Genomic DNA, 13,011 nt, shown 5'->3' with positions numbered 1-13,011 from the left:
CTGTAAGAGCGGAACCAATAGCGGCCATAACCGAAGAAACGGATATGTACCCCCATCCCCCTAAACCCCCCATCACTCTCAACAAACATTTTGGTTATTAATAAATAGCTTCTTATTCCTTAACGAATATATACCCCGTGCCTATACTGACCCACAACGTTAAACGCTGCAGGAGGGCACACCCATGCACAGCGAGTCGATTCGTTATCTGATCGTGCCGGGCTGGCAAGGATCGCCAGAAGATCATTGGCAAAGTCATTGGCAGAACAGCCTGCCCAACAGCGCGCGCGTGGAGCAGGCCGACTGGCTCACCCCACGCCGCGAAGACTGGGTGGCCGCCCTGGCCGAAGCCATCGCCGCCGACAGCACCCCGGTGATTCTGATCGCCCACAGCCTGGGCTGCATCACCGTCGCCCATTGGGCGGCCACCGCACCGGTGCAATTCCTGCGTCAGGTACGCGGCGCCCTGCTGGTGGCCCCGGCCGATGTCGAACGCCCTGCCTGCGCACCCGCCCTGCGTAACTTTGCGCCAATCCCCAGCCACCTGTTGCCCTTCCCAAGCCAGGTCGTCAGCTCCGACAACGACAGCGCCGTCAGCGCCACCCGCGCCCTGGAACTGGCACGTAACTGGGGCGCCGAAGCGGGAATTCTCGCGGGCGCCGGGCACATCAACGTGAAGTCCGGCCATCAACGCTGGGAACAGGGTTTCGCCTACCTCTATCGCCTGCAAAATCGCCTGGAACATCACTCCCGGCGCCGTGCATAAAATTTTTTAAACGCCCCTTCCCCTTCGTGGATGGGGCGGGAGCCTGCCATGAGCCTGCATGAAACCTTCGGTCAGCCCCTGCTGACCTTCCCCGACGCCGAAAAAAGCCCCCTGAGCATTCGTGCCAAGGCGCTGGTGTTTGTCGACCCGCGTTCGCGGCAACTGCGCGAAGACCTCGAAAACCTTGCCCCCCGCGCCTTGCCCGTGTTGATACGCGGCGAAACCGGCAGCGGCAAGGAGTTGCTCGCCCGGCATATCCACCGTGGCAGCGACCGCACCGGCCTGTTTGTCTCGGTGAATTGCGGCGCCATCAGCCCGACATACGCCGACGCCGAACTGTTCGGCTACGCCGCAGGCAGCCACAGCGGCGCAGCCAGCAGCCGCGCCGGCTGGTTTGGCTCGGCCAACGGCGGCACGTTGTACCTGGATGAAATCGGCGACTTGCCGCTGCCAATCCAGGTCAAGCTGCTGGCGGCGCTGGAAAACCACGAAGTCACTCGCGTCGGCGCCCATCAGCCAAGCCCGGTGGATGTGCGGCTGGTGGCGGCCACCAGCATCGATCTCGCCCAGGCCGTGGCGGCCGGCAAGTTTCATGAGCGCCTGTTCCATTACCTCAGCGAAGGCCAACTGGAGCTGCCCGCACTGCGCGAGCGGGTGGGCGACATCCTGTCACTGGCCGAATATTTCCTCGGCATCTACAGCCAGCGCCTCGACCTGCCGGTGCCGCTGATCAGCGACGAAGCCCAGCGCGTGCTGGAGCATCACAGCTGGCCGGGCAACACCCGGGAGTTGGAGAACGTGATTCACTTTGCCTTGCTGGTCAGCAGTGGCGACGAGATTCTGCCTGAGCATTTGAACCTGCCCGTGGCGGGTTCGCCTGTGGAGCAGGTGCGGCGAATTCTTGGCCACGCCAGCGCCGCCGAGGTTGAAGCCCTGAAAAGCTATCTGAAAGAACACGCTGTTTTGTAGGGGCCCTGCTTGCCGGCGATGGCGTCCTCAGGAGCATCGCAAGGCTCAAGACCGCCATCGCCGGCAAGACGGGCTCCTGCATGAACAAAATGGAATATCAAAGTGAATAAAAAGTATTGTTCTGGAATAAAAAACCTCGGTATTGTCCGCTCCACGCCGCGATAGCACTTCGCTGGCATCCACTAAAAAAGCGGCCGTCCCAGACGACCCGGATTTTCGATAAGGACACTGCATGAAAAAGGTTCTGTTGTTTACCGCACTGGCGGCTGCCCTGACTGCAAGCTTCGCCCAGGCCAACGAGAAACTGGTGGTAGCCGCTACCCCGATCCCGCACGCCGAGATCCTTGAGCTGGTCAAGCCGACCCTGGCCAAAGAAGGCGTGGACCTGGAAATCAAAGTCTTCACCGACTACGTACAACCGAACGTACAGGTGGCCGAGAAGCGTCTGGACGCCAACTACTTCCAGACCCTGCCGTACCTGGAAAACTTCAACAAGGGTAAAGGCACCAACCTGGTCACCGTGGTCGGTGTGCACGTTGAACCCTTCGGCGGCTACTCGAAAAAAATCAAAAACATCTCTGAGCTCAAAGATGGCGCCACCGTGGCCATCCCGAACGAAGGCAGCAACTCCGGCCGTGCCCTGCTGCTGCTGCAAAAGGCTGGCGTGATCACTCTGAAAGACCCGACCAACGCCCTGGCCACGCCGAAAGACATCGCCAGCAACCCGAAACACCTGAAATTCAAAGAGCTGGAATCGGCGCTGCTGCCACGCGTCCTGGACCAGGTTGACCTGGACCTGATCAACACCAACTACGCCCTGGAAGCCGGCCTGAACCCGGCCAAGGACGCGTTGATCATCGAAGACGCCAAGTCGCCGTACGTGAACTTCCTGGTTGCCCGCCCGGACAACAAGGACAGCGACGCGATCCAGAAGCTGGCCAAAGCCCTGACCAGCCCTGAAGTGAAAGCTTTCATCGAGAAGAAATACAACGGCGCGGTCGTGCCGGCGTTCTGATCGAACCCAAAAACCTCCTTCAAGGTTTAAACGCCGACGGCTTCTACAGCGTCGGCGTTTTTTATGGCTGGAACACAATCGAAATGTGGGAGCGGGCTTGCTCGCGAATGCGGTGGGTCAGCCAACACATCTGCTGACTGATACACCGCATTCGCGAGCAAGCCCGCTCCCACTTTTTGGGACTGTGTCTGCTCAGAGATTCCGGCTATTGATGGCCCTGCGTAGCGCCACCAGCCACTTCACCAGTTCCTGCGGATCAATCGGTTTTGCCTCGTTCATCGCTCATTCCCTCGCCTGTTGGTTGGCCGTCAGTCTGGCCACGCGCTGCCTATCCCTGAAGTGCAGCTCCGATAAAAAGACCCTTCCTACTTCCCCGGGAACAGTAGCTGTCATCCATCTGCACCGCGAATCCGCAGGTTATCTATTTGGGTGATATCAATATGCTATTTCGGTATTTAAATTTTGCTTTTTATACCTTTAAAGTCGGCGCTACCCGGCGTTACCCACGCTGGACCGGACCGCACCAACGCCGCTTTACCCCTGCGGCGTCAGGGATTTCAGATGACCTTCGATTACGCATTTATCCTCAGCACGCTGCCAGCGTTTCTCAAGGCCGTGGGCGTTACCCTGCAAGTCGGCCTGATCGCCATTGGCACCTCCATGCTGGTGGCCTTGATCAACGCCGCGCTGCTGGTGTTTCGCACGCCCTACGTGTGGCGCCTGGTGGCGCTGTACGTGGAGTTGGCGCGCAACACACCGCTGCTGATCCAACTGTTTTTCGTCTACTTCGCGTTGCCGGCCCTGGGGCTGAATATCTCCGGGTTCTGGGCGGCGATCATCACCATGACCTTTCTCGGCGGCGCCTACCTCACGGAAGTGCTGCGCGCCGGTGTCGAGGCGGTGCCGCTGGCACAGATCGAATCGGGCAAGTCCATCGGGCTGTCCCACTGGCAACTGCTGCGCCATGTGATCCTGCCCCAGGCCGGGATCCTCAGCCTGCCGGCGCTGTTTGCGAACTTTATTTTCCTGCTCAAGGAAACCACGATCGTGTCGGCGGTGGCGGTGCCGGAGATTCTCTACACCACCAAAAGCTATATCGCCCTCTACTACAAAACCTACGAAATGCTCGCGGTGCTCACGTTGATCTGCGTGCTGTTATTCCTGCCGCTGTCGCTGCTGCTCAGCCGCCTTGAAAGGAGGCTCCAGCATGGCCAGTTCGGGTCTTGAATTACTCTGGGTGTCCTTGCCGCAACTGGGCAAGGGCGCGGCGCAAACCCTTTCGATCTCGTTCTTGAGCATCGCCTTCAGCACCGTCGGCGGCGTGGTGTATGGCGTGCTGCGCACGTTGAATTCGAAAGCGATCAACCTGGTGCTGCGGATTTACCTGGAGCTGTTCCGCGCCATTCCGGTGTTGGTGTGGTTGTACTTGCTGTTCTTCGGCCTGCCGATTTTCTTTGGCCTGAGCATTCCGAGCTTCTGGTGCGCCGTGCTGGTGTTGTCGCTGTGGGGTGCCAGTGAAGTCGGCGAAGTGGTGCGCGGTGCGTTGCATTCGTTGCCCCGAGGCCAGCGTGAAGCCGGCCTGTCGATTGGCCTGTCGGACCCGCAACTGTACGGCTACGTGCTGTTGCCCCAGGCCCTGAAACGCATGACCCCGCCGACCATCAACGTCTACACCCGCATCATCAAGACCAGCTCCCTGGCGGTGCTGATCGGTGTGGTGGACGTGATCAAGGTCGGCCAGCAAATCATCGAGCGCACCTACGAGTCGGTATTGATCTACGGCGCGCTGTTCCTGTTTTTCTTCTTTATCTGCTACCCGTTGTCGGCCGCCTCCAAGGTGCTGGAACGGCGCTGGGCCCAAGCATGAGCGCATTGATCGAGTTCCAGGGTTTCAACAAGTTTTTCGGCGACCAGCAGGTGCTCGACGGCATCGACCTGAGTGTGCAAAGCGGCGAAGTGGTGGTGATCCTCGGCCCCAGCGGTTGCGGCAAAAGCACCTTGCTGCGGTGCCTCAATGGCCTGGAAGTGGCCCACAGCGGCAGCCTGCGTTTTGCCGGCAAGGAGCTGCTGGACAAGGCCACCGACTGGCGCCAGGTGCGCCAGGACGTGGGCATGGTGTTCCAGAGTTATCACCTGTTCCCGCACATGAGCGTGCTCGACAACCTCCTGCTCGGCCCGCTGAAAGTGCAAAAACGCGAGCCCCGCGAAGCCCGGGCCCAGGCTGAAAAACTGCTGGAACGGGTGGGCCTCTCCGACAAACGCGACGCCTACCCGCGCCAGCTGTCGGGCGGCCAGCAGCAACGCATCGCCATCGTCCGCTCGTTGTGCATGAACCCGCAGGTCATGCTGTTTGACGAAGTCACCGCCGCCCTCGACCCGGAGATGGTCAAGGAAGTACTGGAAGTGATCCAGGGCCTGGCCCGGGACGGCATGACGCTGCTGATCGTCACCCATGAAATGGCCTTCGCCCGCGCCGTCGCCGACCGCGTGGTGTTCATGGAGGCCGGCCGCATCCTCGAACAAAACACCCCCGAGGCATTCTTTACGAACCCGCAAACCGCACGCGCGCAGCAGTTCCTGGAGAAGTTCTCCTTCGTTTCAACACTGCCCAAAAGAACCAAGGAACTGGAGCTGTCATGAAAACTGCCAAGTTGTTATTCCCCTTGTTCGGCCTCGCTTTGCTGGCCGGCTGCAATAAATCCGAAGAGCCCGCCAAGACGGCTGCCGCTGCCACCCCGGCACCCGCTGCGGTGAGCTACATCGACAAGATCAAGGCGCGGGACAAGCTGATCGTCGGCGTATTCACCGACAAGCCGCCGTTTGGTTTCGTGGATGAGTCCGGCCGTTATGTCGGCTTCGATACCGACATCGGCCGCCGTTTCGCCAAGGACCTGCTGGGCGACGAGAACAAGGTTGAATTCGTCGCCGTAGAGCCGGCGAGCCGCATTCCGTTCCTGCAAAGCGACAAGGTCGACCTGATCCTCGCCAACATGACGGTGACGCCGGAGCGCAAGGAAGCGGTGGACTTCACCAACCCGAACCTGAAAGTCGCGGTGCAGGCCCTGGTGCCGCAGGACAGCTCGGTGAAGAGCCTGGACGACCTGGCGACCCGCACCACCATCGTCACCACCGGCACTACCGCGGATATCTGGCTGACCAAGAACCACCCGGACTGGAAACTGCTGAAGTTCGAGAAAAATTCCGAGTCGCTGCAAGCGTTGTCGGCGGGCCGTGGTGATGCCTATGCCCAGGACAACCTGGTGCTGTTCAGCTGGGCCAAGCAGAACCCGGGCTATCGCGTGCTGGAGCAGAAACTGGGGGATGAAGCGCCGATTGCGCCGGCGGTGAAGAAGGGCAACATCGAATTGCGGGATTGGGTGAATGCCGAGCTGGCGAAGTTGGGCGAAGAGAAGTATCTGCTCAAGCTGTATGACCAGTATGTTCGCAAGGAACTGAGCGATGACACCAAGCCGGAAAGCGTGATTGTTGAAGGCGGGAAGTGGCAGGGTTGATCAGTTAGCTGTTGGGTGACTGATCTACCGTCTTCGCGAGCAAGCCCGCTCCCACATTCGACCGAGTTCCACCTTTGGAATGCGGACAAATGTGGGAGCGGGCTTGCTCGCGAAGAGGCCCTCACAGGCGCCGCCTAACTGGGCCAATGCCACGCCGGCTCATCCAGCACCCGCTGCCCCACCACCTGCGTCTGCCCCATCACCTTCTCCAGCACGATCGAATTACACCCTTCATCCTGCTGCAACGCCGCAATCAAGCGGCTGGCATGGGACACCACCCACACCTGACACTGCTGCGACACCTGGATGATCAGCCGCGCCAACGCCGGCAAAAGATCCGGGTGCAAGCTGGTTTCCGGTTCGTTCAATACCATCATCGTCGGTGGCCTCGGCGTCAGCAGCGCCGCCACCAGCAGCAAGTAGCGCAAGGTCCCGTCCGACAGCTCCGCCGCCGATAACGGCCGCAGCAACCCTTCCTGATAAAACTCGATGGCAAAACGGCCGCCCTGCAATGGCTCGATATTCAACCGCGCGCCGGGAAACGCATCGCTGATCGCCCGCTGCAAGGCGTCCGGGTCGCCGATCTCGCGGATGGTCTGCAACGCCGCTGCCAAATCGCGACCATCGTGATGCAGCACCGGCGTACGCGTGCCCAGTTGCGGCTGGCGCACCGGGGCGTCGACGTCGCTGCGAAAATGATCATAAAAGCGCCAGCCGCGAATGCTTTCGCGCAGCAGCAATACCTCCGGCGAACCCCGCAGGCTGCCGACCTGATCGAACAGGCTGTGGTAGTTCGGCGTGTGCTGGGCCAGTACATCCCAGGCTCGGCCATCGCGGGCACGTACCATCGGGCCGGAGCGCTGCACCAGCAGGCTCGCCGGGCGAAATACATGCCCGGCCCAGATGCATTCTTTCTTGATCTCCGGGTCCAGGGAAAAATAGGACAAGGTTTTCTCGGGCAACCCCAGGGAAATCGCATAGCTGAAATCCTCTGCGGCAAACCCCAGGCGCAGGCGCTTGGCGCCCTGGCGCACGATGGGCTCCACCGCCACTTCACCACTGAGCATGCGCCGGCTGATGCTTTCCGGCCCGGCCCAGAAGGTCGAATCCAGCCCGCCTTCACGGGCCAGTGCGTTGATCACGCCGCCCTGGGCCGTCTCCGCCAGTAGCCGCAGGGCGCGGTACAGGTTGGACTTGCCGCTGCCATTGGGACCGGTGATCAGGTTCAACCGATCCAGCGGCACCACCAATTTGTTGATCGAGCGGTAATTGGCCACCGCGAGGGTTTTGAGCATGAGAGGATGTTCGCGATTATGTGGATCCGCATGTTACCTGCGTCGGCTGGCGGAGATGTGTCGCGGGCGTCCTGATTTCCTGTAAGTCAATGCCTACGACGCGGAACCCTGAACTACGCTAACAGTCGCATAATCACCGACGCGTCAATCAAGCAAGGAGCCTGCATGGGCGGTCCCAAACTCACATTTATCCTCGGCCTTGGCTTGCTGGCGCTGCTGAGCGGTTGCGGCCAGGAAAAAGCCGAACCCAAGGAACATTCCCGGGTGTTTGTGCAGACGGTGAAGTCCACCGACTTTGCCGCCGCCGTGACCTTGACCGGCGATATCCAGGCCCGGGTGCAGACCGATCTGTCGTTCCGCGTCGGCGGCAAGATCATCCAGCGCATGGTGGATGTCGGCGACCGCGTCAGCGCCAAGCAGGTGCTGGCCAAGCTCGATCCGAAAGATTTGCAGACCAATGTCGACTCCGCCCAGGCCCAGGTGGTCGCCGAGCAGGCGCGGGTCAAACAGACCGCCGCCGCGTTTGTGCGCCAGGAAAAACTCTTGCCCAAGGGCTACACCAGCCGCAGCGAATACGACTCCGCCCAGGCCGCGTTGCGCAGCAGCCAGAGCGCGCTGACCGCCGCCCAGGCGCAGTTGGCCAATGCGCGCGAGCAGTTGGGCTACACCTCGCTGGTCGCCGACGCGCCGGGCATCATCACCGCCCGCCAGGCCGAGGTGGGCCAGGTGGTGCAGGCCACCGTGCCGATTTTCAGCCTGGCCCGGGATGGCGAGCGCGACGCGGTGTTCAACGTCTATGAATCGCTGCTGGTGGAGCCGCCGCCGGACAAGCCGATTACCGTCAGCCTGCTGGAAAATCCGCAGATCACCGCCGTGGGCAAGGTGCGCGAAGTCACCCCGGCCGTTGCCGCCAATACCGGCACGGTGCAAGTCAAAATCGCCCTCGACGCGCTGCCCAAGGGCATGCAACTGGGCTCGGTGGTCAGCGCCACGGCCAACGGGCCGGCCAAGGCCAGCATCGAATTGCCGTGGGCAGCCTTGACCAAAGACATCAGCGCGCCGGCTGTCTGGCTGGTGGACGACGACGGCAAGGCGCAACTGCACAAGGTCACGGTCGCGCGTTACCTGACCGGCAAGGTGATCATCAGCGACGGCCTCAAGGGCGGCGAAAAAGTCGTGGTGGCCGGCGGGCAACTGCTGCATCCCGGCATGATCGTGGAAATCGCCCAGCCGCCGGATCAGGCCCAGGCCCAGGGAGTGCAGCCATGAAGCAGTTGACGTGTGTGCTCGCCGCCAGCCTGCTGTTGATGGCGTGTTCCAAGGAAGAACCGGCACCGGAACCGGTGCGCCCGGTGCTGTCGATTGAAGTGAAAGCCGAGGACCAGGAAAACCTCGGCCGCTTCGCCGGCACGATCCAGGCCCGCTACGAAAGCAATCTCGGTTTCCGTGTGCCGGGCCGTATCGCCCGGCGCGCGGTCGACGTGGGCGCTGAAGTGCAGCAGGGCGCGTTGCTCGCCGTGCTCGACCCCACCGATCAACAGAACCAGTTGCGCGCCGCCCAGGGCGACCTGGCCCGGGTCCAGGCACAGTGGATCAACGCCCAGGCCAATGCGCGTCGCCAGCAGGAATTGTTCAACCGTGGCGTCGGCGCCCAGGCCCAACTGGACATCGCCCAGACCGACTTGAAAACCACCCAGGCTTCCCTGGATCAGGCCAGGGCCTCGGTCAACCAGGCCAAGGACCAGCTCAACTACGCCGAACTGCGCACCGACCATGCAGGCATCGTCACCGCCTGGAATGCCGAGGCCGGCCAGGTGGTCAGCGCCGGGCAGCAAGTGGTGACCCTGGCACGACCGGACATCAAGGAAGCCGTCATCGACTTGCCCGCCGGCCTCGCCGAACGCCTGCCGCCGGATGTGGTGTTCCTGGTCGCCGGGCAGATGGACCCCACGGTCAGCACCACCGCCACCGTGCGCGAGATCGAACCCCAGGCCCAAAGCGCCACGCGCACCCGTCGCGCCCGCCTGACCCTGGCGGAAACACCGCCCGCGTTCCGCCTTGGCACCGCCATCAGCGTGACCCTGAGTTCAGCCATCGCGCCGCGTATCGAACTGCCCCTCAGCGCCTTGCAGGAAGCCGACGGCAAGACCCGCATCTGGGTCATCGACACCCAAAGCCAGACCGTACAGCCCCGTGACGTCAGCATCGTCAGCCGTGACGCCGACAGCGCCTTGCTCAACGCCGGCGTCAAACCCGGCGAGCGGGTGGTGAGTGCCGGCGTGAACAGCCTGAAGCCCGGGCAAAAAGTCAAAATCGACGAGGACAGCCCGCGATGAAAGGGAGCTTCAACTTATCCGACTGGGCCCTCAAGCATCAGTCCTTCGTCTGGTACCTGATGTTCGTCGCGCTGCTGATGGGCGTGTTCTCGTACATGAACCTCGGTCGCGAGGAAGACCCGTCGTTCACCATCAAGACCATGGTGATCCAGACCCGCTGGCCGGGTGCGACCCAGGAAGAGACCCTGAAGCAGGTCACCGACCGCATCGAGAAAAAACTCGAAGAGCTGGACTCCCTCGACTACGTGAAGAGCTACACCCGGCCCGGCGAGTCCACGGTGTTCGTGTTCCTGCGGGACACCACCAGCGCCAAGGACATCCCGCAGATCTGGTACCAGGTCCGCAAGAAGATCGACGATATTCGCGGCAGCTTCCCCCAAGGCTTGCAGGGGCCGGCGTTCAACGACGAGTTCGGGGATGTGTTCGGCTCGGTGTACGCGTTTACCGCCGACGGCCTGTCGATGCGCCAGCTGCGCGATTACGTGGAGCAAGTGCGCGCCGAAATTCGTTCGGTACCGGGGCTGGGCAAGGTCGAGATGATCGGCCAGCAGGACGAAGTGATTTACCTGAATTTCTCCACTCGCAAACTCGCAGCGCTGGGGATCGATCAGCGCCAGGTGGTGCAGAGCCTGCAATCGCAGAACGCCGTGACCCCCGCTGGGGTGATCGAGGCCGGGCCGGAGCGGATTTCGGTGCGCACCTCCGGGCAGTTCGCCTCGGAGAAGGACCTGGCCAACGTCAACCTGCGGCTCAATGACCGTTTCTATCGGCTGGCCGACGTGGCGGAAATCACCCGTGGCTATGTCGACCCGTCGACGCCGATGTTCCGCTTCAACGGCAAGCCCGCCATCGGCTTGGCCATCGCCATGCAGAAGGGCGGCAACATCCAGGACTTCGGCAAGGCCCTGCACAAACGCATGGACGACCTGACCGCCGACCTGCCGGTGGGTGTGGGCGTGCACAAGGTTTCCGACCAGGCCGAAGTGGTGGAGGAGGCCGTCGGCGGCTTTACCAGCGCGTTGTTTGAGGCGGTGATCATCGTGCTGGTGGTGAGCTTTATCAGCCTCGGCGTGCGTGCCGGGTTGGTGGTGGCGTGCTCGATCCCGCTGGTGCTGGCGCTGGTGTTCGTGTTCATGGAATACAGCGGCATCACCATGCAGCGGGTGTCGCTGGGCGCGTTGATCATTGCCCTCGGCCTGTTGGTGGACGACGCGATGATCACCGTAGAGATGATGATCACGCGCCTGGAAAAAGGCGAGACCAAGGAGCAGGCGGCGACGTTCGCCTACACCTCCACCGCGTTCCCGATGTTGACCGGCACGCTGGTGACCGTCGCCGGGTTTGTGCCGATTGGCCTCAACGCCAGTTCGGCGGGGGAGTACACCTTCACGCTGTTCGCGGTGATTGCCGTGGCAATGCTGGTGTCGTGGGTGGTCGCGGTATTGTTCGCGCCGGTGCTCGGGGTGCATATCCTCAGCAGCAAGGTAAAACCCCACAATGCCGAGCCGGGCCGTGTGGGCCGGGCGTTCAATGGCGGCATGCTGTGGGCGATGCGTAACCGCTGGTGGGCCATTGGCATTACCGTGCTGCTGTTTGTAGCGTCGGTGTTTTCCATGCAGTTTGTGCAGAACCAGTTTTTCCCGTCCTCGGACCGTCCGGAAATTCTCGTCGACCTCAACCTGCCGCAAAACGCCTCGATCAACGAGACCCGCAAGGCCGTCGACCGTCTTGAGGCGATCATCAAGGACGACCCGGACATCGCCCGCTGGAGCACCTATATCGGCCAGGGCGCGATCCGTTTCTACCTGCCGCTGGACCAGCAACTGGAGAACCCGTACTACGCGCAACTGGTGATTGTCAGCAAGGGCCTGGAAGAGCGCGGCGCCTTGATTGCGCGCCTGCAAAAACGCCTGCGGGAAGATTTTGTCGGCGTGGGCAGCTTCGTGCAGCCACTGGAAATGGGCCCGCCGGTGGGGCGTCCGATCCAGTACCGGGTGTCTGGCAAGGACATCGACCAGGTGCGCAAACACGCGATCGAGCTGGCGACCATGCTCGATAAAAACACCCACATGGGCGAGATCATCTACGACTGGAACGAGCCGGGCAAAGTCCTGCGGGTGGACATCGCCCAGGACAAGGCGCGGCAACTGGGGCTGTCGTCGGAAGACGTGGCGCAGTTGATGAACAGCGTGGTCAGCGGTGCGTCGGTGACCCAGGTGCATGACGATATCTACCTGATCAACGTGGTCGGCCGCGCCGAAGATGCCGAACGCGGTACGCCGGAAACCTTGCAGAACCTGCAGATCGTCACGCCCAACGGCACCTCGATTCCGCTGCTGGCGTTCGCCACCGTGCGTTATGAGCTGGAACAGCCGTTGGTGTGGCGTCGCGACCGCAAGCCGACCATCACCATCAAGGCGGCGGTGCGCGACGACATGCAGCCGACCGACCTGGTGAAACAGCTCAAGCCGGACATCGACAAGTTCAGTGCTGGGTTGCCGGTGGGCTACAAGGTCGCCACCGGCGGCACCGTGGAAGAAAGCGGCAAGGCCCAGGGCCCGATTGCCAAGGTAGTGCCGTTGATGCTGTTTCTGATGGCGACCTTCCTGATGATCCAGCTGCACAGCGTGCAGAAGATGTTCCTGGTGGCCAGCGTGGCGCCGCTGGGGCTGATTGGCGTGGTGTTGGCGCTGATTCCCACGGGCACGCCCATGGGCTTTGTGGCGATTCTCGGGATCCTTGCGCTGATCGGCATCATCATCCGTAACTCGGTGATCCTGGTGACGCAGATCGACGCCTACGAGCGCGACGGCTACACGCCGTGGGACGCGGTGGTGGAAGCTACCGAACACCGGCGCCGGCCGATCCTGCTGACCGCAGCAGCGGCCAGCCTGGGCATGATCCCTATCGCCCGTGAAGTGTTCTGGGGCCCGATGGCCTACGCGATGATCGGCGGGATCATCATCGCCACCTTGCTCACGCTGCTGTTCCTGCCGGCGCTGTATGTGGCCTGGTACAAGATTCGCGAGCCGAAGAAAGAACAAGCCTGACAGCCACAGCGGTGACATTCCTACACGGACGTGGGAATGTTCCCTGAAACATTTTTTTGCCCTTCGCA

The 13,011-nt window shown here is 61.9% G+C and carries 11 protein-coding genes; 10 read left to right on the top strand and 1 reads right to left on the bottom strand.

Annotation, left to right across the window (positions count from 1 at the left end; translation table 11 throughout):
* Nucleotides 1-184: 184 nt before the first annotated feature.
* From HX807_RS05805 to HX807_RS05775, 7 genes are all read left to right on the top strand, one after another.
* Complete coding sequence (locus HX807_RS05805) at nucleotides 185-766, top strand: alpha/beta hydrolase (RefSeq protein ID WP_003211820.1); 582 nt, start codon at nucleotides 185-187, stop codon at nucleotides 764-766.
* Between the two features lie 48 nt (nucleotides 767-814).
* Nucleotides 815-1,735 carry a sigma 54-interacting transcriptional regulator gene (locus HX807_RS05800; protein WP_003211821.1) on the top strand — a complete coding sequence of 307 codons (921 nt, stop codon included), beginning with the start codon at nucleotides 815-817 and terminating at the stop codon, nucleotides 1,733-1,735.
* 232 nt (nucleotides 1,736-1,967) lie between these two features.
* Nucleotides 1,968-2,750, top strand: a complete 783-nt coding sequence (locus HX807_RS05795; RefSeq protein ID WP_003211822.1) for a MetQ/NlpA family ABC transporter substrate-binding protein — start codon at nucleotides 1,968-1,970, stop codon at nucleotides 2,748-2,750.
* A 561-nt stretch (nucleotides 2,751-3,311) separates the two neighbouring features.
* The gene (locus HX807_RS05790; protein ID WP_003211825.1) at nucleotides 3,312-3,977 is read left to right on the top strand and encodes an amino acid ABC transporter permease; all 666 of its coding nucleotides are present in this window, start codon (nucleotides 3,312-3,314) and stop codon (nucleotides 3,975-3,977) included.
* Nucleotides 3,958-4,617 (top strand): amino acid ABC transporter permease, encoded by a 660-nt coding sequence (locus tag HX807_RS05785; protein ID WP_008435829.1) that lies wholly within the window; start codon nucleotides 3,958-3,960, stop codon nucleotides 4,615-4,617. The genes HX807_RS05790 and HX807_RS05785 overlap by 20 nt, the downstream gene beginning before the upstream one ends.
* Nucleotides 4,614-5,390 carry an amino acid ABC transporter ATP-binding protein gene (locus HX807_RS05780; RefSeq protein ID WP_003211829.1) on the top strand — a complete coding sequence of 259 codons (777 nt, stop codon included), beginning with the start codon at nucleotides 4,614-4,616 and terminating at the stop codon, nucleotides 5,388-5,390. Before HX807_RS05785 ends, HX807_RS05780 begins: the two co-directional genes overlap by 4 nt.
* A complete protein-coding gene (locus HX807_RS05775) occupies nucleotides 5,387-6,262 on the top strand; it encodes a transporter substrate-binding domain-containing protein (protein WP_008435828.1) in 876 nt (291 codons plus the stop codon). The genes HX807_RS05780 and HX807_RS05775 overlap by 4 nt, the downstream gene beginning before the upstream one ends.
* A 134-nt stretch (nucleotides 6,263-6,396) precedes the next feature.
* Here the strand turns inward: HX807_RS05775 and HX807_RS05770 are convergent, their stop codons facing one another.
* Nucleotides 6,397-7,557: an AAA family ATPase gene (locus HX807_RS05770; RefSeq protein ID WP_102606019.1), complete on the bottom strand. Its 1,161-nt coding sequence runs from the start codon at nucleotides 7,555-7,557 to the stop codon at nucleotides 6,397-6,399.
* A 165-nt stretch (nucleotides 7,558-7,722) separates the two neighbouring features.
* On the opposite strand from HX807_RS05770, the gene HX807_RS05765 reads away from it, so the two are divergent.
* The 3 genes from HX807_RS05765 to HX807_RS05755 are packed head-to-tail and all read left to right on the top strand — an operon-like array spanning nucleotide 7,723 to nucleotide 12,943.
* On the top strand, nucleotides 7,723-8,826 hold the full coding sequence (locus tag HX807_RS05765; RefSeq protein ID WP_003211832.1) for an efflux RND transporter periplasmic adaptor subunit: 1,104 nt from the start codon (nucleotides 7,723-7,725) through the stop codon (nucleotides 8,824-8,826).
* Entirely contained in the window at nucleotides 8,823-9,893 is a 1,071-nt protein-coding gene (locus HX807_RS05760; protein ID WP_003211833.1) for an efflux RND transporter periplasmic adaptor subunit, read from the top strand. The genes HX807_RS05765 and HX807_RS05760 overlap by 4 nt, the downstream gene beginning before the upstream one ends.
* Nucleotides 9,890-12,943 carry an efflux RND transporter permease subunit gene (locus HX807_RS05755; RefSeq protein ID WP_087692737.1) on the top strand — a complete coding sequence of 1,018 codons (3,054 nt, stop codon included), beginning with the start codon at nucleotides 9,890-9,892 and terminating at the stop codon, nucleotides 12,941-12,943. The genes HX807_RS05760 and HX807_RS05755 overlap by 4 nt, the downstream gene beginning before the upstream one ends.
* Nucleotides 12,944-13,011: the final 68 nt, after the last annotated feature.

It is taken from the genome of Pseudomonas sp. D8002 (assembly GCF_013385695.1).
GTDB lineage: Bacteria > Pseudomonadota > Gammaproteobacteria > Pseudomonadales > Pseudomonadaceae > Aquipseudomonas.
Note: the sequence above shows the minus strand (reverse complement) of the source record. Positions and strands in the feature narration are given on the sequence as shown.

Bases quoted from the DNA above. Each gene is read 5' to 3' on its own strand.
- HX807_RS05805 (WP_003211820.1), top strand. From the start codon at position 185: ATGCACAGCGAGTCGATTCGTTATCTGATCGTGCCGGGCTGGCAAGGA.
- HX807_RS05800 (WP_003211821.1), top strand. From the start codon at position 815: ATGAGCCTGCATGAAACCTTCGGTCAGCCCCTGCTGACCTTCCCCGAC.
- HX807_RS05795 (WP_003211822.1), top strand. From the start codon at position 1,968: ATGAAAAAGGTTCTGTTGTTTACCGCACTGGCGGCTGCCCTGACTGCA.
- HX807_RS05790 (WP_003211825.1), top strand. From the start codon at position 3,312: ATGACCTTCGATTACGCATTTATCCTCAGCACGCTGCCAGCGTTTCTC.
- HX807_RS05785 (WP_008435829.1), top strand. From the start codon at position 3,958: ATGGCCAGTTCGGGTCTTGAATTACTCTGGGTGTCCTTGCCGCAACTG.
- HX807_RS05780 (WP_003211829.1), top strand. From the start codon at position 4,614: ATGAGCGCATTGATCGAGTTCCAGGGTTTCAACAAGTTTTTCGGCGAC.
- HX807_RS05775 (WP_008435828.1), top strand. From the start codon at position 5,387: ATGAAAACTGCCAAGTTGTTATTCCCCTTGTTCGGCCTCGCTTTGCTG.
- HX807_RS05770 (WP_102606019.1), bottom strand. From the start codon at position 7,557: ATGCTCAAAACCCTCGCGGTGGCCAATTACCGCTCGATCAACAAATTG.
- HX807_RS05765 (WP_003211832.1), top strand. From the start codon at position 7,723: ATGGGCGGTCCCAAACTCACATTTATCCTCGGCCTTGGCTTGCTGGCG.
- HX807_RS05760 (WP_003211833.1), top strand. From the start codon at position 8,823: ATGAAGCAGTTGACGTGTGTGCTCGCCGCCAGCCTGCTGTTGATGGCG.
- HX807_RS05755 (WP_087692737.1), top strand. From the start codon at position 9,890: ATGAAAGGGAGCTTCAACTTATCCGACTGGGCCCTCAAGCATCAGTCC.